Source organism: Anaerolineae bacterium, from assembly GCA_035529315.1.
Taxonomy (GTDB): Bacteria; Desulfobacterota; Desulfobacteria; order Desulfobacterales; family ETH-SRB1; genus Desulfaltia.
Genome location: DATKWZ010000037.1, coordinates 39,997 through 66,420, shown reverse-complemented (window position 1 = coordinate 66,420; position 26,424 = coordinate 39,997). Strand labels below are relative to the sequence as shown.

Genomic DNA, 26,424 nt, shown 5'->3' with positions numbered 1-26,424 from the left:
TCATATCTCTTTCTCCTGTTGCAATAATTCCATATATGCCTTGATTAATTCTATTGTTTCATTTTCAGACGAAATCCGCTTTATTGATTCGCGGAATTTACTGCTAAAACGCAAGCCTTTGGCAAACCAGCCAAGACGGCTACGCATCATCCTGCACGCTGATTTTTCTCCAAAACATTGAACCAACATTTTGCAATATCTTATCATGGTCTCAAAGCGATGCGTAATATCTATGGGCAATACATCATCGCCCCTGGCAAGGGCCAGTACCTGAGAAAAAATCCATGGATTCCCGATTGCCGCTCTTCCAATCATAATGGCATTGCAGCCGGTAATCCTTTGCATTTTTATAGCATCTTGTGGTGTAATAATATCTCCATTTCCAATAACAGGTATGGTGACCGCACTTTTTATCGCTGTAATTATTGACCAGTCTGCCTCGCCTCTGAATCCCTGGGAGGCTGTGCGCGGATGCACGGCAATTGCGTCCACACCGCACTCCTGAGCTATTTTTGACAGAATTAAGGCCTGTGTGCCCGACCTATCCCATCCTGTTCTGATTTTTATTGTAAGCGGGATATTGGCGGCTTTTCTGACAGCCGTGATAATGGCCTCGGCGTTGTCAAGCCTTTGCATCAGTGCAACGCCGGAGCCTGTTTTAACCACCTTTTTTACCGAGCAGCCAAAGTTGATGTCAATCAAATCCGCTCCCGAGGATTCAACTATCTGGGCTGCTTCAGCCATTACAGCGGGATCTGAACCAAATATCTGAACAGACAGAGGCTTTTCCTGGGGCAGGCTTTTGAGCATTTGTTTTGTTTTTTTTGATTCATAGACAAGTCCGTTAGCGCTTATCATTTCGGTGCAGACAAGCGCGCAGCCCGCTTCTTTGGCGAGAATCCTGAAAGGCAGGTTGGTAATTCCTGCAAGAGGGGCTAATATTGTAATATTGTCAAGAGTAAGGGGGCCTATTTTCATTTGATTATTTTATGGAATGTAATATTTTTTAAAAATATAGGTCACTAAAATTATGAAATAGAGCATGGATTAGCATAACAGAAAAGACAGTTATGATAACATGGATGAAGATCGTACGAGCCAATATCAACGGAAGTCATACATCCGCATCCATTCTTTATCCTTTGGCCTGTATCCTTTTTGAGGGAAAGAGTGCCGCCGTATATTCCAATTAGAAGATCATTTGGTATGCATGAACTTTTTTTTATACCTGAGGTCGTGGGAAGAATATCTATCAGATCTTTTTCACAGCAGGCATATACTTCAATCTTTTCCGCAGTTAGCTCCTCTTCCATTCTTATAATTACATTTTTTTTCTTGTCAATTGGCGGATCTATAAATGAAAAACCTGGAATTAATGCGGTTCTTTTGCGAATTTTACGGTAATCATCCATAAAACTGGTAATACATCTTCTGATACCGTATTTGGAAGCCCTGCGTGCAATTTTAAGCAAATCATGCAGATTGTCTTTTATGCCCCCATTGTTTGTCTTGTAAAAACATATTGGATCAAACCTCCAGCTTATACATCTTGAGCCAAAATTACCGCAGAGATATTCAAGCTGCTTTAAGCGTTCCTTTAAAGGGGGCACATTAGGCTCAAGCATGGGCGAATCTGAATTAATCGTAAAATTAAAAAATAGATTAAATCCCATTTCTATAAGCTTTTCACCGAATTTGCCCTTTATAAAGGGCCCAAAGTTTTTTGACCAGAACACAATGGTGTGAACCATGTCTGGTGTTGCAGGAACTACTGATACATGCTTGTTGTATGGATTTATAATTTTAAAGAATTTGTGTTGGATCTGATCCATAAACCAGCGCATGTAGAAGGCTGGAATGTCTGTTCTGCGGGAAGCGGAAATCACTATTTTATTCATACCTTGTTTCGATTTTTCAGTAATATTAACTTCCCCTTTTTTGAGCCTTTGGATTTTTCTTCATGCACATCAGGTTTTTCAGCAATTTCCGGGCATTCTATCAGCTCCAAACGTACTTTTCTTCCATCCATTGTAAATTCTTCACCATTAATATATGAATCTCTTAAAATCCATGTGACAGGCTGAAGGGGTATCTGGAGAATAAGAAGGTTTACATGATACCAGTTTGGTCTTATATCCGGTAATATTTCCTCTATTCTTGCAAAGGTAAGCGGTGTGCCTTCCGAATATATAAGCACAATATCTCTTTCAGTTGCCATTTTAATTGTTTATCCTTAATATTTTTTTACCACGAAGGATACGAAGGACGTGAAGATAAAGAAAAATTCTTCATGGTCTTCGTGGTGATTAATAATAAAATCGCCTATGTTAATGACATTGAGGTGTTAAGTGTTAGGTTTCGTAAAAAGTGGTTTTTTGACTTTTTACGAATTTATCAATATATTATATGAAATTATTTCTTTTTTATTCAAAATATACTCTTAAAGCAAGGATTTTTATATTATGATGGTACTCGGTTTACAGGGAAGCCCACGGGAAAAAGGGAACACAGCCTTTCTGCTGTCTTTGTTTATGCGCGAAGCAAAAAAACTTGGCGCTCAGACACATGTTATTGAAGTTGACAAAAAAAACATTATACCTTGCAGAGAATATAATGTGTGTTCAAAAAAGGGATTTTGTCCTATTGATGACGACATGAAGAATGAAATATATCCGCTGCTGCGTAAAGCGGACGTTATTGTAGCTGCTACCCCGATATTTTTTTATCATACCACTGCTCAGCTTAAGGCGCTCATCGACAGATGCCAGGTGTTTTGGGCAAGAAAATATTTGCTGAAACTGAATGATCTGGACACAAAATCCAGGCGCGGATTTTTGCTCGCACTTGGAGCTTCAAAGGGGGAAAATCTGTTTGACGGAGTACACCTGACCGCAAAATATTTTTTTGATGCTGTTGGAGCCGACTATTATGGAAGTCTTACATACAGGCGGATAGAGAATCCAGGAGATATGGAAAAACATCCAACAGTCCTCAAAGATGTAAAAAAGGCTGTCAGCGCTCTGTTGCAAGATTGAACAGTATTTTATATATAGTCGAGTAGTTGGATCAGATCGGTTATTACAAGATCTGGAGATAAGGTTTTACATTCCCCAACATCTTTTCTGAGCCTTAAAGATCTTGTATCTCCTGCAAAAAGGGCTGTGTTAAATCCTGTTTTTTTTGCAGGGTAAATGTCGTTTAGCATATCATTGCCTATGTAAAGGGCTGAGTCGGCGGGAACATTTAAGCGTTTAAGCCTTTCAAGCGCTGATTGAAACATAAATGGCGATGGTTTTGCGTGCCCTGATTTATATGAAAACAGGGTTAGATCAGGATGAAATCCGAGTTTTTCCAAGTTTGAATCCAGGAGCCACTTGAATAGAAAGGGTGTATAGAACTGAGCATTAGAAATAATACCGAGCAGTACTTGTGATTTTTTGCATGCGGAAAGCATCTCTCTAAGATTCGGCATCGGATATACAGGATTTACGATTATTTCAAATATAGCCGCAAATTTTCTGACTGTGACCGGGTCATTATTTTTTAGAATGCTCATCCATATGCGGTCTATCTCGACTTCCGGGAAGTCAATTCCCTGTTTTTTCAGTTTGTCGTGTTTTTTTTCAATAGCTGAGAAAAGATCATTCAAAACAGCTTCAGGGGTTTTTCTTATTTTGAATTCAATCAGCAATTGTTTAAGCTCGTATGTTTTCATGTATGCTTTCGGGGACTTTTTCTTTGCGATGCCGATGTCGCCGGATCCGCTGATAAATAGTGTGCCGTAAATATCAAAAATCATGCATTTGATCTTTTTTTTTAAGTTTCCGCTCCGGCAAAGTGTGGTTGGAACAGGAGAAAGTGGGGTTATATATTGTGATATAAGCTCGTTATTGAACATAATCGCCCCATTTAAGAAGGCTGAAATTTTGCAGATTCAAAAATTCTGAAAGGAGAATCTTTTTATCTATCCTATGTGTAACAGGATTTTTGCATACATTTGAGTAAATCTCAAAAAGCGTTTTCTTATATATTGTATTATTATAATTACTGAGCACAGCTTTCATATTATTTTGTATCAAGTTTTCTTGATCTTTTATTTCTTCGATATGTGAAAGATACGGATTAAGGGAGCGCAGCCTGTTTGCATTCTTTTTATCCGAGAGCACACAGGAGATTATCTGCTTTTGAAATGATTCGTCCAGTAACCCAAAATCAATATTATTATTTTTTGTTATTGCAGAGAAACCCTTTTCAATATTTTTGTTGTCAATTTTGTAATTAAACAAGGAGCAGGCCCTTAAAACAGATGCTCTCCATATTTCGTAAAGGTCTTTTTTGTTAAGCCATTTTAGAGGAACAAGGAGTTTTGTATAAAGATGATCGAGATTAATCCCGTTTTGTTCAAAATCATAACATATATCCGGAAGCTTTCTTCCGCAAAGTGTTTTTTGGGCTGTCCATGGTTCAAGAAATAAAAAACCGAACCCTTCTGTTATGCTTGTTGTAATAAGAAATCTTGCAGAAAGCACAAGCTGTTTAAAGTCATATTTTAATCCAGCCTCAAACAGTATATCGAGGCTGTTTTCTTCCGCAAATCTTTTCCATCCATTATGACTTATAATATCAATCCGGCTGTTTGGCGGTTGAGTTATGAAAAGAGCCTCATGATTTTCGAAAAACAAGGATAAAAGAATCGCTTCGCCGATATTTTTCCTTCTGATGGCGCGAATCGGATATAGAACAAAGTTTTCTGTTTTTGCAGCTTTTTTTTTAAACTCGAAAGGTTTTATTGTGTTGAAGATCTTATGCAGACCTTTCTTTTTCAAACCTGCCTTAAGCAGGATATCGTAATCGCGGGAATTTATTACCCCGTAATGGCAGTCGGGCACATACTCATCCTCATCAAAGTATGATAATGGACGGCCGTCTTCCGCAAAATCATGGATCTGCAAAAAAAGCCTGATCCCTCTTTTTTGCAGCTCATGTAAAATTTTTAAAAAAGTTTTATTTTTGGCAAGCAAGGGATTATGAATATGCAGAATATCACATCCTTCTTTCCATTTTGAATGGATTGCCTCGCTTATTGATTCCGCGACCTTTTTTGGATTAAATGTTTTTTGGGATGACCCGCTGTAATAAGCAAGCCCGGGGATATGTTTTATATCGGCAGGGAAGGGGGAATCAGGAGGTTCTCCCGTGAGAACAAGAACATCACAGTCGTTTTTTACAGCTTCAATCTGTTGCCTTAATACAGTTGTTACCCCGCCGGTTTTAAGATGATAATGAGCAAAGGCTATCTTCATTTTATAAGGCCGTCATTGCGGGTATATTATCCTTATGCTTTTACGTAATCGTTATTGTTTTATTTTCTTTAAAAGAGGCATAGATGTCTCTCAACCGTTTCCTTTGTTCTTCGACGCATGGAGGAATCGAAGCCAGGTTTTCTCCGTGATATGGTTTCATTTTAGCGATATCAAGGCAGATATCCATTCCCTTTTCAAGATTGCTTTTAAAACTAAGAATCTCTTTTATTTCAATATGGGTGCATGTGCTGTTGTCTATCAGTTTTTTAAAATAATCCACATACATTACTATTTCAGCGGCAAACATGTGAGGGCGCTTTGACGGAACCAGTGATGGGCCTCTTCCGTAAATATGGTCTACCATCTCATTAAGCGAGTATAACCTGTTGTACCATGCTATATTGGGCCCCGGACATATTGACTGAGGCGCATTTTTTTCACCGGCTATTCCTAAAGCAATAAGTGCTCCATTCCCCAGATGATCGCAGAGACATGTTTTTTCAACAACTTTCCGGCTTAGCTCTTCCTTTTCCTTGTCGGAAATATCCATATTTCTTATCTCTTCCAGCTTTATTTTTTGATATTGTCTGGAGGCAAGGCAAATAGGCTTTTGAGTAAACTCGATATTGGATACAAGAAAACCCTTGGTGCACATGGAGCCTGGTGTGCCCTTTGCGATCATTTTATTTGTGTAGATTTCAGACCCGCTTTTGCGTATATTATTAAAGGGGATTCCAATGGGTGAGACGTCGCTCAGGTAGAGGTCCTTTTCACCGGCATGTTTTAGAAGTTCCTGGGTAGAGGTATCCACGCATGTGGCTTCAGGAACCAGCAAAAAAGGGCTGGCCCAGCCTGTAAGATCCATCCCAAAATATTTTCTTAGCCTGAGGTTTTCTCCGTGAGTGCCGATTCCGCCCTGCACGGTAATAAGTGGCCTGGCGCTTAAAGCCTTTTCAGGATATTCCCACTCCATTTTTTTGTAATATTTGTTTATTAGAGGCTGAAATTTTGCCATAAGGTCATCGCGTTTTTCTTTGAATTCCTTTAAAAGATCGGGAAGTAAAATTCCGTTTGAAGCAAAAGCATGGCCTCCGCAATTAAGACCTGATTCAATTCGGAATTCATATACTTCCAACCCTTTTTTTGCCAAAAACTTGCCCTGTATAAGGGCTGAGCGGAAGTCGCTGACCTTTAGAATTATCTTTTTTTTGATTTTTCCTGTTTTATCCCTGTAAAAGTCTTTGAAACAGGTTATATAGTCGAACAGTCTTTGATTGATGCCTGCAGAAAACACAATGGCTGACTCAAGGCTGCTGTTGGCATATCCTCTAAGCGCTGCTTTGGCATCGCTGAATTCATCAATAATGGTCAGGATGTTATCATAATAAGCCCTGTCAAGTTTTACCATAATGTTGACGTCGATAGAGCCCGGCAGCATTCTATTTGTCAAATCTTTTGCCAAAAAATCTTTTTTAAGTCCTTCCTTCATTTTTAGAAGTTTGTTATATTCGGTTTTTAGCCGGGATTTATCAGGCAGAAGCTCAAAGTATTTTGTTTTATCGTTTTTTTTAAAAAAAGGCTGTTTTTTTATATTCTCCATTTTAATCTGAACTATCTTGCCGACTGTTTCAAGATAGGCTGTAATCCGTTTTGCTCTGCCATCCTTTGCATTCTTAAGAATCCTGTGATACTGCATTGAATACATGTTGCAGTAATATTTTCTGATTTTTTCAAGTAAAATATCATCTACAAGAGAAATTACAGAGGTAATGCCAAGCGGGGCAACACGGATAGGGGTGTCCACCGAGTGTCCTGTGCCCATAACAGGAATATGAAATGTATGATAATAATTTTGCATATTTTATATACTTAATAAAAAAGTTAAATAACTCACAGCATTTTTTTTGCTTTTACGAAAATTTTTTATATATAACATTTTATCAGAAGTCAATATCGGATATTTTGAGACTTTTTGAGCCCGCGACTTTTCTGCTTGATTTGATCGGCAATGATGATATGTAAATTATTATGATTCGAAAAGCGAAAATAAATGATATAAAAGCTATCCACCGGCTTCTTAATGAATATGGAAGAAAAGGAGAACTTATTCCCCGGCCTTTAACTGAACTTTATGATCATCTCAGAGATTTTTCGGTATGCGTGGATGATAAGGGGAAAAAAGTTATGGGTTGCTGTGCTTTGCAATTTTGCTGGGAGGACTTGGCGGAAATACGATCATTAGCAGTTCAGCCTGAACACACCGGTAAAAATATCGGCTCAATGCTTACTGAAGCAGCCCTTTCCGAGGCAAAATCATATAATATGAAAAAGGTGTTTACTCTTACCTACCAGCCTGAATTTTTTAAGAGATACGGTTTTGTGGAAATAGACAGATCAAAACTTCCGCTTAAAATCTGGGGGGACTGCCTGCTGTGCATCAAGTTCCCGGATTGCGATGAAATAGCAATGATGAAGGATATAGATTAACCCTGTCACTTGCTATTTCAGATGTCATTTCGAGGAGCGAGGCTACGAGAAATCTTGTTATAAAACAAATAGTTAAAAATTTCTCCCTTTGGTCGAAACAACAAGTGCCGTTGTAGAGTTACTTATGAATAGATAATATTTAACGATAGCGGAGGATACTTCCACACACTGGGTTTTGGAAGTATATGCTGTCCTCCGACCGTCAGCATATAAAAATCAGGGACAAGTTCTCTCAGTTTGCCGTCATCAGGCGGTTTGGCATGATCTGTAAATGAATAGGTGGCCTGGAAAATAAATACGCCATCTTTTCTGTTTCGGAAAATCATATAATTCTTCTTGAAAGTCTGCAGCGCAAGATTATTATCTGCTGCTATCTGTTTCATTTCCTCCTCTGTGAGCTTCATTAGAACCGATTTAGATGTTCCCCTTTCAGAAATGCGTATAAGAGCTCTTGATTCACTGCTTCCTGCGTACACGGTTGAAATACATGGGAGCTTTTTCAAATACTGGGATGCTACAATAGCTGCCGTTCTTCTTCCTCCGGACATTACAGGGAGCCCGTAATGTTCGAAAAATTTTTTCTGTATATCTTCAGCGTATTTATCCCCTTTTTCATACAGGTCCTTTGATATATATCGAAGATTTTGTGCAAGATCTTCTGCTGCTTCAGCAATAGGCCAGTCTATTTTAACATGAAAGTGGGAAAGATCATACCGGTCTCTGGCCTTTCTAGCCATATTCCTTTGGATAAGAAGGGCATAATCAACCGGAAGAAGAACCCTTAAAAAATTAAAAAAATGGACAGACTCAAAGTGTTTTTGATTCCGGTCAAACTTTTCTGAAAGAGGAAGGGTCTTGGAGAGAAGTAAATTAGCCTTTGTAGTTTTGTTAACGTCAAGGAATCTAATATATTTCTTGTGGCTTGCAGGTATTGCATCCTCAATAAAGATTATAAGAAAGGTATTCTGGCCTTCGTATTCAACGGCCGGGATGCGAGCGCGTGGTTTGAGCTCCCGTTTTTCAACAAAGGGATAAGGGAGTTTTTTGTTGGTAAAATTTGTATAGGAATCTATTAGAGCATACTGGATCATGAATTGATCAAGCTCATCTCTCAAAAGCTCGTAATATGAGCGCCTTAATTTGTTTGCCTGGCTAAGTTCCTCCCTTACGCTCCAGCATGCAATTTTTTTCCCCACTGTGCTAATCAACCTTCAAACTCCATTGTATATTTATCGTTGGCAACCATTATCGTGCTTAGTTTGCTTTGCTCACAAATTGGTCGAGTAGTTCAATGCCCCTTACAACTCGATGATTCGACTAAAGTCACAGGAGTTTCAATAAGTTGCAGAAACCTCTAACATATATAATTATCATTATCTATTTCAACCGTCAACAGCCGATTATTTATTGTTAAACTTTTCCATCCACTGATAAAGAGTTTTTCTGTGCCTGTATGCAAAGAGGGTAATAACAACGCTTAAGCCAAGGACAAGGGCGGACAGCTTGTAATTCTGCTCGTAAATTGATGATCCCTGAAGGCTTAGCATAAATGTTCCAGGCATGCGTCCTATGCAGGCAATAATAATGAAAATCCTGGCAGGGATAGAACTTAAACCAAGGAAAAAACAAAAATAGTCTTTTGGAAAGCCTGGAAGAACAAATAAAAGAAAAGAAACAAAAATTCCCTGATGTTTAAAAACAGTATCGAATCTTTTTAAATAAGCGCTTGGGATAAGCTTCCTGATATAATGTTTTCCGAGAAAGCGGCCGACAACAAAGTTGATCAACGATCCCACAGTCAAAGCCAAACTGGAATACAAGAAACCTTTGGTTGCTCCGAACAGATAGCCTCCGATAAAGCCTGTAGCTTCGCCCGGGAGAGGAGCAAAGAGAACCTGAAGGGCCTGAATTATCATAAAAACCACAGGCGCTGCCATGCCGAATGATGTGATGAATGTTTTGGCCTTTTCTCTGTCAATAAAAAGATTATAGCACTGCGCAACACCTTCCCATAATTGCATTCTGTAGAAATAACCCGGCAATGCAAGGGATAATAAAATTATAAGTATTAAAACAATATGTTTACCGGAAAGAGATTTTAGGGCCATTAGAGTTAGAATGTTTACCTTTGCAATCAGTAACTATTCAGCCACTAAGACCCTAAGATTATAATATAATTATCTTAAAATTTATCAATCATATCTATTCTTAGTGTCTTGGCGGCTACTTGAACAGTTTCTGCAATTATTACTTGTATGTTTTTTCAGCATTTTCCAGGGCGGCTATTGCAGGCAATGTCTTTCCCTCTAACATGGTGAGAAATGCCCCCCCACCTGTTGAAATATATGTTATCATATCAGTAGCGCCTTCTTTATGGATAGCGACATCTGTATCGCCTCCGCCCACAACAGTGAGGGCGTAGCAGTTAGCTACATTGTGGACCATGGCAATTGTGCCTCTGCTGAAAGAGTCGATTTCAAACACACCCATGGGGCCGTTCCAAATTACTGTTTTTGCGTTATGAAGAACTTCGGAAAAGAGCAAAGAGCTGGCAGGGCCTATATCCATAATCATCCAGTTTTCAGGGATCTCCTGCAAAGGAACTATCTTTGTTTGAGCTTCTGGGTCAAGGCGTCTTGCAACTACGGCATCAATCGGAAGATAGAACTTGATTTTGCGCTTAGCGGCTTTTTCCATTATCAATCCGGCTGTTTCTACAAGATCTTCTTCGATTTTTGATTTCCCAATATCATAGCCTTTGCTTTTCAAAAAGGTGTTTGCCATGGCTCCGCCGATTATGAACTTATCAACGTGCTCCAGCATGTTATCTAATGCCATAAGCTTGTCGGATACTTTTGCGCCGCCGATGATTGCGACAAGAGGGCGTTGAGGACTGGCCATTATCTTTGAAAAATAACCGATTTCTTTTTGAAGCAGAAAGCCGGCAACTGAGACAGGCGCATATTTTGTAATAGCTACGACAGAAGCGTTGACACGGTGTGATACTGCAAAAGCATTATTTACATATACATCGCAAAGCGATGCAAGCTCTTTGGCAAACTCGTCGTTATTTTCCTGTTCTTCTTGATGAAATCGTAAGTTTTCGAGAAGAACAATGTCGCCTGCTTTCATAGCTGATATAAGCGATTTTACATCAGGACCTATACAATCGTTTGCCATCTTCACATCTTTTTCAAGCAGTCTGCCCAACCGTTTGGCTATTGGTTTAAGGCTTAGTTCATGCGATTTCTTTCCTTTTGGTCTGCCCATGTGTGAAGCTATAATCAGCTTTGCCTGATTGTCCAGGGCATATCTTAAGGTAGGAAGAACAGCCCGAATCCTGGTGTCATCCATAATATTCTGCTGGCTATCTATGGGAACATTAAAATCGACCCTGATAAAAACCCTCTTATTTATAATATCTATTTCTTTAATTGATTTCATTGTTTACTCCTGGTTCTGAATGATTTTAAATTTTGAATTAAAAACTCATAATTCAAAATTTAAAAATAGAGCAAAGCGATTCATCAGCTTTAGCTCACCTCAAACTTTTCCTGTTTTTGTGCTTTGTTCCTTTATCTTGCGGCTTAACACCTTTTTTTGGGACCATCTATCCAGAAAACCTATCATGCCCGACTCATATGCCCTGTCTACGAACTCTTCACGGACCTTGAGTCCCCCCAGTTCCTTCAAGGCCGACCTCAGGCATTCTGTTTTATGGGGACACTCAAAACAAGCCTCTGGGGTGGTTCTCAGGCCATCATCTGTTTTTGGAAAAACAATGTCAATAATTCCAAAACAGGATGGACATTTCTTCTTTTTATCTTTCATTTTCCTTTATTTATTTTCTCAAACTCACGATTCATTCCGGCAATATGTCCTTGGTCCGCAAAGCTGAAATAGTTGTTGTTTCCTATTACCAAATGTTCATGAACGGTTATCCCCATTGTTTTACATGCAAAAACAAGTTGCTTGGTTATGGAGATGTCTTCGGCGGATGGTTCTGGATCCCCGGAAGGATGGTTATGGGCAAAAATAAGCGCTGCAGCGTGCTGATTCAGGGCTGCCTGGACAACCTCCCTTGGGTAAACAGAACTGGCTGTTAATGTGCCTTGAAAGAGTGTTTCGATTGCAACAACATTGTTTTTTGCATCTAAAAAAATTACCTTAAAATTCTCCCTGCTTTTCCCCTTCATGCTGTGGTATAGATATTCAAATAATTCTTTTGAGTTATTAAGAGGTTTTTTTTCTATTAATTTCTTTTTCAGATACCTGTCGGCAACAGCCTTTATCAGTTTTAACCCGATTAAATTTTTAGGGCCTATGCCATCAATCATGCAAAGCTCTGCAGTAGATGCCTCAAGTACTTTCTGGAGAGTCTTAAATCTTTTTAAAGCGGCTTTAGCGGTTTCTTTGCAGTCCTTTTGCGGAGTGGCAAGGGTTAGAAGAAGTTCAATCACCTCATAGTCATGAAACCCTGACAGGCCTGAAGCAAGAAATTTGTCCCGCAACCTTTGCCTGTGTCCCGTTCCTTTATGAGAGTCAGTAGTTGGCATCTGGTTAAATACCGGTCAATTTTTTATATCTATAATTCATCAAACTCATGCTTAAGATCACGAGCCATCAGCCTGTCCAGCGCCCCTTTGGGAGAGGCATCATCATAAAGTATATGGTAGATCTCGTGAGAAATCGGCATTTCAACGCCGATCTTGCGAGACAGGTTGTAAACAGATTTAGCTGTTTTAATTCCTTCGGCAACCATGCGCATTTCAGACAGGATATCCTGCAACTTCTTTCCCTGGCCTAACTGTTTACCGACGGTATAATTGCGGCTTAACGTGCCGGTACAGGTCAGGATCAGGTCTCCAACACCGGCCAGGCCGGTGAATGTGCGTGGGTTTGCCCCAAGCTTTAAGCCGAGGCGCCTGATTTCCGTAAGACCTCTGGTAATAAGGGCGGCCCTGGTATTCAGACCAAAACCGAGCCCATCGATCATTCCTGAGGCAATGGCAATTACATTCTTGACGGAACCGCCTAATTCCACTCCTATAATATCATTGTTTGTGTATACTCTAAAAAGAGCTGTGGCAAAGACATGTTGCACAAAGGAGGCTATCTTTTTGTCCTTTGATGCTACAGCGACTAAGGTCGGAACGTTTGAAGCAACTTCACGGGCAAAGCTGGGGCCGGAAAGGGCTGCAATATGCTTCTCAGGAATTTTCGGAAGTGTTTCTTTAAGCACGCCGGACATGGTTAAATGGGTTTTGTTCTCAATCCCTTTTGAGGCGGAAACTATAATAGTATCCTTTGAAACATATTCGGCAATTTTATGTGATGTTTCCCTCATAAAGTGAGACGGCACAACAATAACTACCAGGTCTTTGCCCGATACAACACGAGATAGATTGTTTGACGGGCATATGTTTGAAGAAAGGGAAATACCGGGAAGAAACAGCCTGTTTTCTTTTAACTCCTTAATCTGCTTAATTACTTCAGCTTCAAATACCCACAGATCAATATTAAAACCTTTCCGGCCAAGAAGATCGGCCAAAGCCGTTCCCCAGCTTCCGCTTCCCACGACACCGATTTTTGTGGAATTTACATCTATATTATTCATTGAGTTGTATTACCCTTTCCTCTTCCTTTTCAGCAAGCCCGGCAGCTCCCACGACCTTTTCTCCGGGATTAATATCTATAAGCTTTACGCCCTGGGTATTGCGACTGATAATCGAAATCCCTTTTATAGGTATGCGTATAATCTTGCCGCTGTTAGTCATGAGCATAAGGTCGTCATCCTCTTCCACAAGAAGCATTGCAACTACGAGCCCATTCCGCTCACTTGTTTTAATAGTAATTACACCTTTGCCACCGCGTTTCTGAACAGGATATTCATCAATCGATGTTCTTTTTCCGTACCCGTTTTCTGTGGCGGTAAACAGGGTTTGGCCATGGCTCAAAACCTCCATGCCGACTATAGGGTCACCAGGAGCCAGCCTCAGTCCGCGTACACCACTTGCAACTCGGCCTGTTGAACGAACATCAGATTCGTGAAAACGTATTGATTTGCCCATGGCAGAACACAAGAACACATTCATTGTTCCATCTGTTATCCGTGTTCCGATCAACTCATCATCTGCGGCAAGTTTCAAGGCTATGATACCTCCTGCCCTGGGGCGGCTGTAAGCCATAAGATCGGTCTTTTTTACAAGCCCTTTTTTTGTGGCCTTAATAATATGATAACCTGGTTCAAATGACGGTACGTCAAGCACTGTTGCAAGCTTTTCATCCTTTGCGAAGTTAAGAAAATTAACGATTGCCTTGCCGCGGCTCAAACGACCTGCCTGAGGGATATCATATACTTTGCGCCAGTAAACCTTACCCAGATTTGTAAAAAAAAGAAATGTATGGTGAGTGGAGGCTACAAAGAGATGTTTGACGAAATCTTCATCTTTTATTCCCATGGCTGTCTTTCCTTTACCGCCCCGCCGCTGGCTTTGATAAAGGGTAATCGGATTCCGTTTTATATAACCGCTGCTGGATATGGTAACGACCATATCCTCTTCAACAATCATGTCCTCTATTGTAATCTCCTTTGTAGCTTCCAGTATTTCAGTGCGGCGAGGATCTCCGAATTCGTTTTGTATCTCGGAAAGCTCCTCTTTGATGATTTGTTCCACCATTTTTTCGCTGGCAAGTATTTCTTTGAATCTTGTGATATCTTGTAAAACGTTCTTGTATTCTTCTAATATTTTTTCGCGTTCAAGACCGGTAAGCCTTTGCAGGCGCATATCCAATATTGCCTGAGCCTGGATTGTGCTTAAGTTAAATTTTTGAATCAGACCTGCTTTTGCATCAACAGGGGATTTTGATTTTTTAATAAGGGAAATAACATCGTCAAGATTATCAAGGGCGATTTTCAAGCCTTCAAGTATATGCGCGCGCTCCTGTGCCTTTTTCAAGTCATAGGTGGTCCGCCGAATAATTATGTTTTTGCGGTGAAGAATAAAATATTTAAGGATCTCTTTTAAAGATAGAAGTTTTGGCTGATTGTTTACAATAGCAAGAAGTATAATGCCAAAGGTGTTTTCAATCTGTGTGTGCTTATAAAGCTGATTAATAACCACCCCCGGAACCTGATCTTTCTTAAGGCTGATAGCGATCCGCATTCCCTCTCTGTCGGATTCATCCCTTACATATCTTATCCCTTCTATTTGCTTGTGCCTTATCATTTCGGCAATCTTTTCAATAAGTCTGGCTTTGTTAACCTGATAAGGGAGTTCTGTAATTATTATGGTTTCACTTTGTGTTCTTTTGTCCTTTTCGATTTGAATTCTTGCTCTTACACGGATTATACCGCGTCCGGTTTTATACGCGTTAAATATACCGGTTGTTCCGTGAATAATGCCGCCTGTAGGGAAGTCGGGACCAGGCACCAGTTTTATAAGGTCCTGACATGAAATTGCATTATTGTCTATTATCGCATTTATTGCTGTAATTATTTCAGAAAGATTATGCGGCGGAATATTGGTTGCCATGCCGACCGCTATGCCGGAAGAACCATTGATCAAAAGATTGGGAATCTTAGCAGGAAGCACTGAAGGCTCATTCAATGATTCATCATAATTAGCGGTCCATTCAACTGTTTCTTTATCCAGATCATCCAGCATCTCATGCGCCAGGCGCATCATTCTGATCTCTGTGTATCTCATTGCAGCAGGAGAATCCCCGTCAACAGAGCCAAAATTTCCCTGGCCGTTTATAAGGGGATACCTTAAAGAAAAATCCTGCGCCATCCTCACAATCGTGTCATAGACAGCAGTATCGCCATGAGGATGGTATTTGCCGATAACATCTCCGACAATTCGGGCAGACTTTTTATAAGGTTTATTCCAGTCGTTTTTGAGCTCACGCATTGCAAACAGTACGCGTCGATGGACAGGTTTCAGGCCGTCACGCACATCCGGCAAAGCCCTTCCTATGATCACGCTCATGGCATAATCAAGATAAGATTTTTTCATTTCGTTTTCAATGCTGATTTCCGACATTTTTCCAGTATACATTATGTCAATTCCTTTGGCCCAAGCAGTTTCCGGTAGCTGGCATGATAAATATCGGTCAGGGTCAAAAATGCGGTTACAACAAGCGGGCCGTATATAATGCCAACAATTCCAAACAGCTTAAGGCCTCCGATTATGGAAAAGAATACAAGAAGTGTATGCATTTTAACGCGCTGGCCCACTATTTTTGGCTTGAAGATATATTCAATGGTGCCGGAAATGATTATATAAAAAATAACAAAGAAAATAGCTGCGCCGATCTGTCCTTTTAAAAAAAGATATATGGCCGCAGGTATAAATACAACTCCTATTCCTACTATAGGAAGAAATGCAAGCAGAGCCATTATCACACCCCACAGAAAAGGTGATTTTAAACCAAACAGCATAAAAACTGTTCCGCCCAGGATTCCCTGAATCAAACCACCAAGCCCGTTGCCGATCAGAATGGCTCCCGCCATATCCTTGAACTTTTGAATTAATTTTTCGTCCTGTTCTTTAGGGAGCGGGGAAAGGTCTGTAATAAAAGAAATCAGCCTGGCGCCGTCAATTAAAAGAAAATAGATAACAAGAAGCATGAGAAATATGTTTGCAAAAAACGCAAGTGTATTCGAGGCGATTGATCTGGCCTGCTCGTAAAGAAAAAGACCGATAATTTTACCAATTTCTGAGATAGTCTTGTTTAGAGCATCTCCAGTTATTTCAACATTGAAATTCTTAAGCAAAAGGTTTGCTTTTTCAAGAAGACCGCTGCTTGAAATAAGATTTTTTATATGGTCATTTAATAATGCACCTTTTGCGGTTACATAAAGATCATGTGCCTCTTTTGATAGTATGCCAATAAAAAATACTATTGGAATAAGCACGACAAAAAATATTAGAGCGCAGGTTAAAAATGAGGCAAAAGGGGGTGTTATTTTATCTTTTACTTTTATTAAATTAAAAACAGGGCTGAAAATTCCTGTCATAACAGAGGCAAGAATAATTATCGATATAAATGGCCATATAAGCCATGTGAGCATTGCAATTGAAAGAATAAAAAGGCTCAGAAAAAACCAAAAAATGATATTTCGAGAATTACCATCTCGCATAGTATCTCCAAGAACAAAATCAATAAGTACTAATAATTTACTGCTTGGAATAAAATTTCGATCCGGAAACGGCCCGTTCGGGCCTGTTTGGTGAAAAATAGCGCGCAGACAGATGCAACGCACAGGCAGACGCCGGCAGTAAGATTTTTATCCCTTGTCCCTGGCCTCAAAATCCGGGATTTTTCGAACACCCAGTTTTACTTGCTGATAATGCCGAAAGCTACGAATAAAAGAAGGATTTCATATATGAAAACAGGGGCATAATTCCCAAAAATAGCGTAAACAATACCTCCGCCAACAATCGCCGGTACAGCACAAAAAACTAAAATACCCAACTTCCTGCTGATGTCCATTTTTATAATCCTCCTGTAACCTTATTATATAAGACGATTTTGCTCACTTTCCAACTGTTGCTGAACTTGTAAAAAATCGGGTTCAGCGTCCGCCAAAGGGCTCTGCCGGATCGACCAGCAGATCGACGACAGGGAGAAATCTAATGTTTTCAGCATGCTACGACGGAAAGATTTTCCACTTTGCTCAAAACGCCCCCTTTATTACACTTAACATCTAAAAAATTTATTTATAACAATAACTGATAATTAAGTAAAGAAAAAAACAGATAAATTTGACACAAATCTTTAATGTTGATAAACTCGTAAAAAGTCTCGAAATCGTCATGCCGGACTTGATCCGGCATCCAGAATATGTCATTGTGAGCAAAGCGAAGCAATCTCGTATAAGATAAGTGCTTATATTTATTAGATTGCTTCGTCGTTGCGCTCCTCGCAATGACTTGGTGTATGACTTTTTACGAGTTCATCAAAGTTTCTTATAATAAATTATATTGCAGGTAATTATTTTGAATCAATTTCATATATTTGTAATCAGGGCCATACTCGGAGTTGTTTTTGCGGTTATTTTAACACGATTTTTTTATGCTCAAACCGATGTTTTCCATGTAGCCGGTCTTGCTGTTTTTCTGGTCGGGATAGCATATCTTCTGGATTATATACGAAGCAGAAAATCATAGAACTTAGTTCGGCTTCGCTTACAAGTGGTCGAGTGGTTCAAGAACCCTTACAACTCGACTATTTAACTACTCGACCAAAGTCACAGGAATTCCAATAGGTTGTAGAAATTTCGAGACGTTTATACAGACATGGCCTTCTGTTCGGAAGGAAAAAATGCATCCTGTTATTTCGCACCCTGGCCAAGTCATCAGCCTTTAAATCTCCGACCATTATACCCTCCCTGCTGCTTATCCTTTTCTTTATAATTTTGCCGCATGGACCGATTATCACCGACACGCCCGGGAAAGTAAGCCCTTTGCCGTTTTTACCTGTCTGGTTACATGCGATAATAAAAAGGCTGTTATCATAAGCTCTTGCAGGAAGATGCCGCATCCATGACATGAATTTTTTGTCCGGAGTTCCTCTTGGAGATGCATGTGGAATGAAGATTATTTCCGCTCCATTTATAGCCATATGTTCGGAAAGCCCGGGGAAATGCGCATCATAACAAAGCTGAATTCCAAATTTTACTCCTCTTGTCTCAAACAGCGGAATTTCGGTGCCCGGAGTAAAAAAAGGGGTTTCAGGGGGAGCTATATGCAGCTTTCGATATATACCTGAAACACCGTCAGGCGTAATAACCAGGTGGCTCGCAAATATCCGGCCTGTTACGTCTTTCTCAGCCATACCCGCAAGAATAACAATTTTTTCCTCTCCGGCTAAACGTAAAAGGTCTTGTGTTACCCTGCCTGAAACAGGCTCTGCTATCTCATTAATATCCTTATGTATACAGTACCCTGTAACATTCATTTCAGGGAAACAGATTATTTCAGCGCCTTTCCTCTTTGCTTCCTTTACCCACCTGGCCATGCGGTCAATATTATGCTCGGTTTTATTGACAGGCGAATTGAAAATAGCAACCGCAACCCTTATATCCTTCATTAATTAATTCTCACAACCTGCTATAGATCAAAGTGAGCCTTTATCTTAAAAACCTTTGTTGCAGGCAGATTGATAATGTCTGTTATTCCCGTTTTATCGGAGATCTTTTTAAGGTTTTTTTCTATTTCCTCCATGGATGGAGCAATAAAGGTAAACCATATATTATACCTGTTATCCCGTTTATAATTATGAGTTACTCCAGGATGGCTGTTTACTTCCTTAGCAAAGAATTCAATTTTACTTTTCGGCACCTTTGCTGCGCAGAGGGTGCTGACAAATCCTAATTTTTCAGGGACAAAGTTACCCCCTATTCGCCTGATAATCCTTTTTTTCTTCAACACGGCAAGTCGCTTTAAAACATCATCTTCGGAAAGACCCAGATCATTAGCCACGGTAAGATAGGGGCGGGGGGTTATCGGAAAGTCGGACTGTATCCTGTTTAGAATTTCTCTGTCTATATCATCCATTGAAGACATGATTATTTTTACCTTAATAAAAAAAGCCCCGCATAATATGCGGAGCTTTTTTACTTAAAAATATGTTAAACAGGCCATTGATTTCTTGACTTAGACGCATCCTGTAGGTTTTGGAAGACCGGCCATCTTACATGCTCCCTTGCCTGGTCCAGACGGATAAAGCTCATATATATGTTTCAGTTTGAATCCTGTAACCTTGGAAAGTATTCGAACCATTGGAGCAATTCCATTTTTTTCATAATATTCGCGAAGAACTGCAACAAGCTTTTTATGTTCCTCATTGAGCTCTTCAATGCCCTCTTCCTTTTTCACCCACTGTTCCCACTCAGGGCACCAATTTTTAAAATCATCAATAAATCCGTCCTCATCTACGGTAAAAGTTTTACCCATAAATTCAACTGTTGGCATTTAAAAATCCTCCTTTTTTAAAAAATATTATAGCGTTTCGCCTTTTAATTTCACATTAATTAATTTAAAAAATTATATATTATAGATTGATAAATGTCAATATTAAAAAAGGACTGTTTTGTAAAAAGTTTAATATGTCTCAATATTCCTTTGGCATACTGTTTAGCTGGGCTAGCGTAAAAACCGGTCCGTCTTTGCATATGAATTCTTTTCCAATATTGCACCTGCCGCAAATTCCAATGCCGCACTTCATTCGCATTTCAAGGGACATTATTATGTGATCATGGGCGTAGCCAAGCTTGTCTAATACCGGCTGGGTAAACTTAATCATGATCGGCGGGCCGCAAATAATTGCGTAGGTGTCTGCAGTGGCCGGAGGCGCTTTCTGCTCGGTGATTGTTGGTACAAATCCTACATTGTATTTCCAGTCCGGATCATCTGTGCTGTCCACGGTAATATGCATATTAATATCATCACGAGTTTCCCACTCAGCAAGTTCATCCCTGTAAAGGAGCATTCCGGGAGACCGTGCGCCATAAATCACATGGATTTCTTTGAAATTCGGGCGATTCGCAGGATCAAGCATATATACTATGGAGGAGCGAAGCGTGGTAAAGGCAAAGCCGCCGCCGATTATGACAATATTTTTTCCTTCAAGGATATCCCAGTGATAACTGTTGCCGAGAGGTCCGCGAATACCGATAATGTCCCCAGGTTTCATGCAATGCAGGGCGGTTGTAACCAGCCCGGCCTTGTTGATGGTAAACATCAGATATCCTTTTTCCGTGGGTGAAGATGCAATTCCTATGGGCGCCTCTCCTTTTCCCGCCACTGAAAGCTCTGCAAACTGTCCTGCCTTATATGAAAAATTCTTTTCGTCATCAGGGTTTAAAAAGACCAGCTTGAATGTTTTAATGTTTTTATCTTCGGTTTCGGTTATTATTTCCTCTATACGAACCGGATAAGGCAGATATGGATTTTGCATTCTACATTCCCCTGAAATAAGTAAAGTGCCTAAAATGAGCTAAAGTGCCTAAAATGCCTAAAGTTAAGGAATGCGCCACTGCCGGCAGGCAGGTCCGGCGCGGCCAATTTTAACTTTTCTTCAGTTGCTTGTAACTTTAAAATAAGCAGAATACCTTAACTTTAGGCACTTTAATATACTTTATGAATTTTAGGCACTATAACTGTTCATCAAATCACAAACTTTTCGTATGTCGATATTTACCGGACACAGACGTATGCATCGACCGCATCCGACACATTGAATCCCATTGCCGTATTTGTCCACATAATATTTCAGTTTGTGCATAAACCTCTGCCGGAGCCTCTGCATGTTTGTATTTCTTGGATTATGCCCTGATCCATGTAGAGTAAAAAGAGGAAACATGCAGCTGTCCCAATTCCGCATGCGTATGCCGCAGAGCCCGTAAATTTCATCCTGAATGTCGAAACACCAGCATGTCGGGCAAACATATGTGCATGTTCCGCAGTTTATGCATGCAAAAGCCAGCTCTTCCCAAAATGGGGCGTCAAAAAGGTCGGTAATTTTTTTGTTCTTTAATTTATCTGTAAAAACAGATGCGGTTATTGCGTCTTCTGCTTTCTGTTTCATGGCTGCAACCAGATTGCCGCTGGTCTCGGCATCAGTTTCGGTTTTCCATCCGGCAGCCTTTAACAGGGTTTCACCCTTTGAAGAAATTATTTTTGCAAAAAAATGATCTCCCATATCTATAAGGAGAACATCAAGTCCATCTTCATGAAAAGGGCCGTTGCCGGCGGTTCGGCAGAAACATGTGGTCTGCGGGTTGTTGCATGCAAGCCCGACAAATGTGGTTGTCTCATAAGCCCTTGTCCAGTATGGGTCCTTATATTCAGGGGTGTTGAAGTTGCGTTTGACCAATGAAAAAGCCGCTGCATCACATGGTCTGATCCCGATCACAGCGCGTTGGGAATAATCCTTTTTTACCTCTTTCATTACATGATGATTTTCTTTGTTTTCATCCAGGCTATATTCAAGCATAACCTCAGACTGAGGATAAATAATCGATTTGGGTGAAAGGGTTGTGTTGAAATAATTTAAATCCGGCAACTCCCCCTTATTAAGCTCTTTAAACATATGAGAGCTATTATCCTTAACAGGGCCGAATAATCGGTAAGATCCACTTAAATTTTCAATATCTTCGGCCCAATTTTTCTTGTCAATTCTTATGATCTTCATGGTATGCTTAAATTCCTAAATCCGGATCATCAGGTTTGTATGTATCAAGAGGGGGGCGTTCCTTCAGGGACAGGCCTGATTCCCAGCCATATAATTCAAAACAATCCTTTTCCAGTTTTTTTGTAAATATTCTGACATTTATACCCATTGGGCAAGCACGCTGGCAGGCGCCGCAATCCGTGCACCTGCCGGCGCAGTGAAAAGCCCTCAGTAAATGGAAGGTTTTAATGTCTGTGGGATCAATGCTTTTTCCTAACCACTGAGGCCGGGATTCGTCCACAAAGCATGTGGGGCAGTAGCAAAGGGGACATGCATTTCTGCATGCATAGCAGCGGATGCAGGGTGAAAGGAGATTGTCAAAAAAATTATTTTTTTCTTCCACCCGCATCTCTTCGATCCTGCGCACATCTTTATATCTGTCAATCTCTGTCTGTTCCTTTACGGGTTCGGCAACAAGTTCATCGTATATAACAGGATTGCGGTGGATGCATACTGCGCAGTTTTCCTGCAGGATCTCTGATTTTTCCAGCCTTTTTTCAAAACCAGCACTCTTAACAATGACAATATTTCCCTCTTCCGCAACCTCGATTATTTCCTCTTCAAACATCGATGCAATCTTATGCCTGTCGATCATCCCCTTGCACGGCACTCCAATAATAAACAGTTGATCTCTTTTAACCTTGTTTTCAATTATATGTGTAATAATGTTTCTTGAATCGCATCCCTTGGCAATAATGGCAATTTTTTCCTTTCTGTTGGTTAGATAGTTTGCCAGGTTGATTCCGCAGTTACTGTCCCAAACCAGACTATCCACATCATCCGGTTTGTTTGTAAAACATGGCTCATTTATCATCGGCACTGTTCCCTTACGGAAACCTATTACCATATCGACTGTTTTTTCCTTTAAGAGCCGCTTGGATATTTTTCTTATCGTATCAATATATTTTAACATGCTACCTTGACAGGCCTTTGTTTTATATAATTATTGTTTGGCCCCAGATCCTTAACCTTTGAGGTGATTTCTGATGCAAGTCGCGCAAATCTGTTTGCTTCAGATGATGAGACCCATGAAAAAAAGATCCGGCCGGACTCAATTCCTGTGTGTTCCAAAAGGCTTTTAAAGAGTGTAAACTTTCTGCGGGCATAATAATTACCTTCCAGGTAATGGCATTCCCCGGGATGTCACCCGGAAACCCAGACACCGTCAGCCCCCTGCCTGAAAGCAGTTAAAATAAACTTCGGGCTCATCCGGCCGGTACAGGGGATCCTGATAACCCTTAAGTTCGGTGGATACTGCAAACGACTGACCCCGGCAAGATCGGCAGCTCCATAACTGCACCAGCTGCAAAGAAAAGCTACAATTTTTGGTTCCCAATCAGGCATTATTGAAAACTCCTTCTTCTTCATTCATTGCAAATATCTGCGCAAAGATCTGCTCATTATCAAATCCTTTTAGATTAATAGCCCCTGATCTGCAGGACGCGGTGCAAAGACCGCACCCTTTGCACAATGTCGGTTTAATTTCGGCCTTGCCGCTTTTTTCATTAAACAGGGCGGCAGAATATGGGCATATTGATACACAAACACCGCAACTGCTGCATAAGTTCGGGCTCACACAGGCCACTGTTCCGTCGGCAGAGATGCTCTTCGCGGATAAAAGTGTAACAGCTCTCGATGCTGCGGCCTGGGCCTGAGTTATTGATTCATCTATTGATTTAGGGGCATGAGCAAGCCCGCATAGAAACACTCCGCCTGTTGCAAAATCAACAGGCCTTAGTTTAACATGCGCCTCCGCAAAAAATCCATCCTCATTTTGCGTTACTTTATAAAGCTGCGCCAGCCTGTTTACTTTTTCCGGAACAATAGCAGCGGCCAGTATTAAAATGTCAGGCTGTATTACCATCTTTCGCTTTAGCACGCAATCAATGAAAGCAATCCGCAGATTTCCGTTGTCTGCTTCTACGGCAAGCTCCTTGCCAAAGTCGTAGCGGATAAAGTTAATCCCGATAGAGCGCGCCTTTCTATACAAATCCTCTCGCAGCCCATATGGGCGCATATCCCTGTATAGCACGAAGACCTCCATTGTGGGTTTAATCTCTTTGAGTTTTACGGCGCTTTTAATGGATTGTGTGCAGCAGACCTTTGAGCAAAAAGGTCGCTCTGGAATGCGTGAACCAACGCACTGGATAAATACCGCGGTATTGAGTTGTGTCAGCGAGGGGTCTTTGTTGATGAAACGCTGCTGGAGTTCCAGCCCGGTTACAACACGTCTGTCATTGCCATAGAGATACTGATCCGGCACGAATTCCGAGGCGCCTGAGGCAATGATCGTTATTCCGTGTTCCAGTACTATGCTCTTGCTGTTATTTTCGATTGTTGTCTTAAAATTTCCCACAAAACCATCCACCTGTTTTATGTGGGAATTTAAAAATATCTCTGTGCTTTTATCAGATTGCACCTCTTTTATCAGACCGGATAAATATTGTTGAATGTCTTCTCCTTGCCATGTTTCATGTAGATGACGCGCCTGCCCGCCAAGTGAATCAGCCTTTTCAATTAAAAAGATCCGGTAGCCCTGGTCTGCCAGATTTTTGGCTGCCACCATGCCGGCTATTCCGCCTCCGATGACCAGCACATTCTGGTTGATTTGCATTGAAGGTTCTTCAAGAGGGGCAAGCAGGGCAACCTTTGCCACAGCCATTTTAACCAGATTTTTAGCCTTTTCCGTGGCCTTTTCTTTATCATCTTTATGAACCCAGGAGCACTGGTTGCGGATATTGGCCATCTCGAAAAGGTATTTATTAATGCCAGCATTGATTAATGTTTCCTGAAAAAGCGGTTCATGAGTTCTTGGCGTACAGGCTGCCACAACAACCCTGTTTAGTCGTTTGTTTTTAATAATCTCTGTGATTTTATCCTGTGTGTCCTGAGAACAACTGAACATATTTTCTTCGGCATAGACCACATAGGGCAGACTTTGAGCAAATTCGACAACTGCTGGAACATCAACAACGCCCGCGATATTTGATCCGCAGCGGCATACAAACACGCCGATTCTGGGAGGTTCTCCGCGGACATCGATTTCTTCGGGGATATGTTTTGTTTTTGTGAGGGTCCACCTGTAGTCGGCCAGTTTGCTTCCAGCCAGACCTGCGGCAGCGCTGGCATCTATAACCGACGACGGAATATCCTTGGGAGCCTGAAATGCGCCACAAACATAGATGCCAGGTCTGGAGCTGGCAACAGGCTCAAAACTGCCGGAGCCCGCAAAGCCGTAATGATTAAGTTTTATGTCCAGTTTTTGGGCAAGATTTACGGCTTCTCCTGATACTCCGAGCCCTACAGACAATACTACCATGTCGAATAATTCTTCGATTCTTTTGCCTGCTTCATCCACATAGGATATAAGGTGCTTTCCATCAAGTTCTGTAATGTTTGTAATTTTCGATTTAATGAAACGTACGCCGGCCTCATCCTTTGCCCGGTTATAATATTTCTCAAAGTCCTTTCCGTTTGTACGGATGTCTATATAGAAAATAGCTGCATCCAGATTTTTTTTAGTATGTTCCTTGGCCAGCATGGCCTGTTTAACAGCATAGGTGCAGCAGACAGCAGAGCAGTATCCTTTAGAGCCCGGGCGTTCATCCCTGGATCCTACGCATTGAAGCCAGGCAATCTTTTCAGGTTCATTATTGTCCGGGGAGGAAACGAGATGTCCGCCATAAGGCCCGGATGATGATAAAATCCTTTCAAATTCCAGGCTTGTTACAATATTGGGTGATTTTTTATAGCCGTATGTATCATGGGTTCCCGGATCAAAGATCTTGCTGCCCAGGGCAAGGATAATTGCCCCTGTTTTCAGGGTAACCTCCCTTTTTTGATCCTTAAAATTTATAGCATTGTTAGGGCAGAATTTTTCGCATATTCTGCATTTCCCCTTTTTAAAGTAGATGCAATTTTTTGCGTCAATGGCGTATTTTAAAGGAACAGCCTGTGGATACTTCACATAGATGGCTTTGCGCATGCCCAATCCTTCATCATGCTCAGCAGGTACTTTTTTAGGGCATTTTTCTGCACAAAGGCCGCACGCAATACACCTGTCAGGATCAACATAACGCGGGTGCTGCGTTATGTTTACCTCAAAATTCCCCTGCTTGCCGGAAACCGAGTTTACCTCGGAAAGGGTAAGCAGCTCAATGTTGATGTGCCGGCCGACCTCGACCAGTTTAGGTGAGATAACTCACATTGCGCAGTCATTGGTGGGAAAGGTCTTATCAAGCTGCGACATCATGCCGCCGATCGAGCTTGACCTTTCCACAAGATAGACATAATAACCGGAATCAGCCAGATCCAATGCTGCCTGCATTCCGGCGATTCCCGCGCCTATCACCATAACCGAGCCTGTTTTATTTTCCGACATCTTTATGTTCCT

The 26,424-nt window shown here is 40.9% G+C and carries 26 protein-coding genes; 3 read left to right on the top strand and 23 right to left on the bottom strand.

Annotation, left to right across the window (positions count from 1 at the left end; all coding sequences use genetic code 11):
- The 3 genes from dusB to VMW78_07360 are packed head-to-tail and all read right to left on the bottom strand — an operon-like array spanning position 1 to position 2,218.
- Positions 1-978 carry a tRNA dihydrouridine synthase DusB gene (gene dusB / locus VMW78_07370; protein HUV50819.1) on the bottom strand — a complete coding sequence of 326 codons (978 nt, stop codon included), beginning with the start codon at positions 976-978 and terminating at the stop codon, positions 1-3.
- 50 nt (positions 979-1,028) lie between these two features.
- Complete coding sequence (locus tag VMW78_07365; GenBank protein ID HUV50818.1) at positions 1,029-1,898, bottom strand: DUF1848 family protein; 870 nt, start codon at positions 1,896-1,898, stop codon at positions 1,029-1,031.
- Positions 1,895-2,218, bottom strand: coding sequence for a hypothetical protein (locus VMW78_07360; GenBank protein HUV50817.1), 324 nt, complete (start codon positions 2,216-2,218; stop codon positions 1,895-1,897). Before VMW78_07360 ends, VMW78_07365 begins: the two co-directional genes overlap by 4 nt.
- A gap of 244 nt (positions 2,219-2,462) precedes the next feature.
- Between VMW78_07360 and VMW78_07355 the strand changes: the two genes are divergently transcribed.
- On the top strand, positions 2,463-3,035 hold the full coding sequence (locus VMW78_07355; protein HUV50816.1) for a flavodoxin family protein: 573 nt from the start codon (positions 2,463-2,465) through the stop codon (positions 3,033-3,035).
- 8 nt (positions 3,036-3,043) lie between these two features.
- Here the strand turns inward: VMW78_07355 and VMW78_07350 are convergent, their stop codons facing one another.
- Genes VMW78_07350 through VMW78_07340 form a run of 3 tightly spaced genes read right to left on the bottom strand, consistent with a single transcriptional unit; the run spans position 3,044 to position 7,161 of the window.
- Positions 3,044-3,898, bottom strand: a complete 855-nt coding sequence (locus tag VMW78_07350; protein ID HUV50815.1) for an HAD family hydrolase — start codon at positions 3,896-3,898, stop codon at positions 3,044-3,046.
- The gene (locus tag VMW78_07345) at positions 3,888-5,303 is read right to left on the bottom strand and encodes a hypothetical protein (protein HUV50814.1); all 1,416 of its coding nucleotides are present in this window, start codon (positions 5,301-5,303) and stop codon (positions 3,888-3,890) included. Before VMW78_07345 ends, VMW78_07350 begins: the two co-directional genes overlap by 11 nt.
- 40 nt (positions 5,304-5,343) lie before the next feature.
- Positions 5,344-7,161: a hypothetical protein gene (locus VMW78_07340; GenBank protein HUV50813.1), complete on the bottom strand. Its 1,818-nt coding sequence runs from the start codon at positions 7,159-7,161 to the stop codon at positions 5,344-5,346.
- A gap of 170 nt (positions 7,162-7,331) precedes the next feature.
- Between VMW78_07340 and VMW78_07335 the strand changes: the two genes are divergently transcribed.
- Positions 7,332-7,790, top strand: a complete 459-nt coding sequence (locus VMW78_07335) for an N-acetyltransferase (protein HUV50812.1) — start codon at positions 7,332-7,334, stop codon at positions 7,788-7,790.
- Positions 7,791-7,912: 122 nt separating this feature from the next.
- Here VMW78_07335 and VMW78_07330 read toward each other — a convergent pair whose 3' ends face one another.
- From VMW78_07330 to VMW78_07290, 9 genes are all read right to left on the bottom strand, one after another.
- A complete protein-coding gene (locus VMW78_07330; protein HUV50811.1) occupies positions 7,913-8,986 on the bottom strand; it encodes a hypothetical protein in 1,074 nt (357 codons plus the stop codon).
- A 204-nt stretch (positions 8,987-9,190) separates the two neighbouring features.
- A complete protein-coding gene (locus VMW78_07325; GenBank protein ID HUV50810.1) occupies positions 9,191-9,898 on the bottom strand; it encodes a VTT domain-containing protein in 708 nt (235 codons plus the stop codon).
- A 139-nt stretch (positions 9,899-10,037) separates the two neighbouring features.
- Complete coding sequence (locus VMW78_07320; GenBank protein ID HUV50809.1) at positions 10,038-11,234, bottom strand: phosphoglycerate kinase; 1,197 nt, start codon at positions 11,232-11,234, stop codon at positions 10,038-10,040.
- Between the two features lie 99 nt (positions 11,235-11,333).
- The gene (locus tag VMW78_07315; GenBank protein ID HUV50808.1) at positions 11,334-11,621 is read right to left on the bottom strand and encodes a hypothetical protein; all 288 of its coding nucleotides are present in this window, start codon (positions 11,619-11,621) and stop codon (positions 11,334-11,336) included.
- Positions 11,618-12,346, bottom strand: a complete 729-nt coding sequence (gene radC / locus VMW78_07310; GenBank protein ID HUV50807.1) for a DNA repair protein RadC — start codon at positions 12,344-12,346, stop codon at positions 11,618-11,620. Before radC ends, VMW78_07315 begins: the two co-directional genes overlap by 4 nt.
- Positions 12,347-12,375: 29 nt before the next feature.
- Positions 12,376-13,407 (bottom strand): NAD(P)H-dependent glycerol-3-phosphate dehydrogenase, encoded by a 1,032-nt coding sequence (locus VMW78_07305; protein ID HUV50806.1) that lies wholly within the window; start codon positions 13,405-13,407, stop codon positions 12,376-12,378.
- On the bottom strand, positions 13,400-15,850 hold the full coding sequence (gene gyrA, locus VMW78_07300) for a DNA gyrase subunit A (GenBank protein ID HUV50805.1): 2,451 nt from the start codon (positions 15,848-15,850) through the stop codon (positions 13,400-13,402). The genes VMW78_07305 and gyrA overlap by 8 nt, the downstream gene beginning before the upstream one ends.
- Positions 15,850-16,935, bottom strand: coding sequence for an AI-2E family transporter (locus tag VMW78_07295; protein ID HUV50804.1), 1,086 nt, complete (start codon positions 16,933-16,935; stop codon positions 15,850-15,852). The genes gyrA and VMW78_07295 overlap by 1 nt, the downstream gene beginning before the upstream one ends.
- Before the next feature lie 197 nt (positions 16,936-17,132).
- Positions 17,133-17,288, bottom strand: coding sequence for a hypothetical protein (locus VMW78_07290; GenBank protein HUV50803.1), 156 nt, complete (start codon positions 17,286-17,288; stop codon positions 17,133-17,135).
- 506 nt (positions 17,289-17,794) lie between these two features.
- Between VMW78_07290 and VMW78_07285 the strand changes: the two genes are divergently transcribed.
- Positions 17,795-17,965, top strand: coding sequence for a hypothetical protein (locus VMW78_07285; GenBank protein HUV50802.1), 171 nt, complete (start codon positions 17,795-17,797; stop codon positions 17,963-17,965).
- A gap of 58 nt (positions 17,966-18,023) precedes the next feature.
- Here the strand turns inward: VMW78_07285 and VMW78_07280 are convergent, their stop codons facing one another.
- The 8 genes from VMW78_07280 to VMW78_07245 all read right to left on the bottom strand — a co-directional run bounded on the left by VMW78_07280 (position 18,024) and on the right by VMW78_07245 (position 26,412).
- Positions 18,024-18,887, bottom strand: a complete 864-nt coding sequence (locus VMW78_07280; protein HUV50801.1) for a nitrilase-related carbon-nitrogen hydrolase — start codon at positions 18,885-18,887, stop codon at positions 18,024-18,026.
- A 20-nt stretch (positions 18,888-18,907) separates the two neighbouring features.
- A complete protein-coding gene (locus VMW78_07275) occupies positions 18,908-19,354 on the bottom strand; it encodes an AsnC family transcriptional regulator (protein ID HUV50800.1) in 447 nt (148 codons plus the stop codon).
- A 99-nt stretch (positions 19,355-19,453) separates the two neighbouring features.
- Entirely contained in the window at positions 19,454-19,771 is a 318-nt protein-coding gene (locus VMW78_07270; protein ID HUV50799.1) for a TusE/DsrC/DsvC family sulfur relay protein, read from the bottom strand.
- 139 nt (positions 19,772-19,910) lie between these two features.
- Positions 19,911-20,756: an FAD/NAD(P)-binding protein gene (locus tag VMW78_07265; protein HUV50798.1), complete on the bottom strand. Its 846-nt coding sequence runs from the start codon at positions 20,754-20,756 to the stop codon at positions 19,911-19,913.
- Between the two features lie 189 nt (positions 20,757-20,945).
- Positions 20,946-21,992 carry a 4Fe-4S dicluster domain-containing protein gene (locus VMW78_07260; protein HUV50797.1) on the bottom strand — a complete coding sequence of 349 codons (1,047 nt, stop codon included), beginning with the start codon at positions 21,990-21,992 and terminating at the stop codon, positions 20,946-20,948.
- Between the two features lie 7 nt (positions 21,993-21,999).
- A complete protein-coding gene (locus VMW78_07255) occupies positions 22,000-22,944 on the bottom strand; it encodes a 4Fe-4S dicluster domain-containing protein (GenBank protein HUV50796.1) in 945 nt (314 codons plus the stop codon).
- A complete protein-coding gene (locus VMW78_07250; protein ID HUV50795.1) occupies positions 22,938-23,375 on the bottom strand; it encodes a hydrogenase iron-sulfur subunit in 438 nt (145 codons plus the stop codon). Before VMW78_07250 ends, VMW78_07255 begins: the two co-directional genes overlap by 7 nt.
- The gene (locus VMW78_07245; protein ID HUV50794.1) at positions 23,368-26,412 is read right to left on the bottom strand and encodes a CoB--CoM heterodisulfide reductase iron-sulfur subunit A family protein; all 3,045 of its coding nucleotides are present in this window, start codon (positions 26,410-26,412) and stop codon (positions 23,368-23,370) included. The genes VMW78_07250 and VMW78_07245 overlap by 8 nt, the downstream gene beginning before the upstream one ends.
- Positions 26,413-26,424 lie beyond the last annotated feature (12 nt).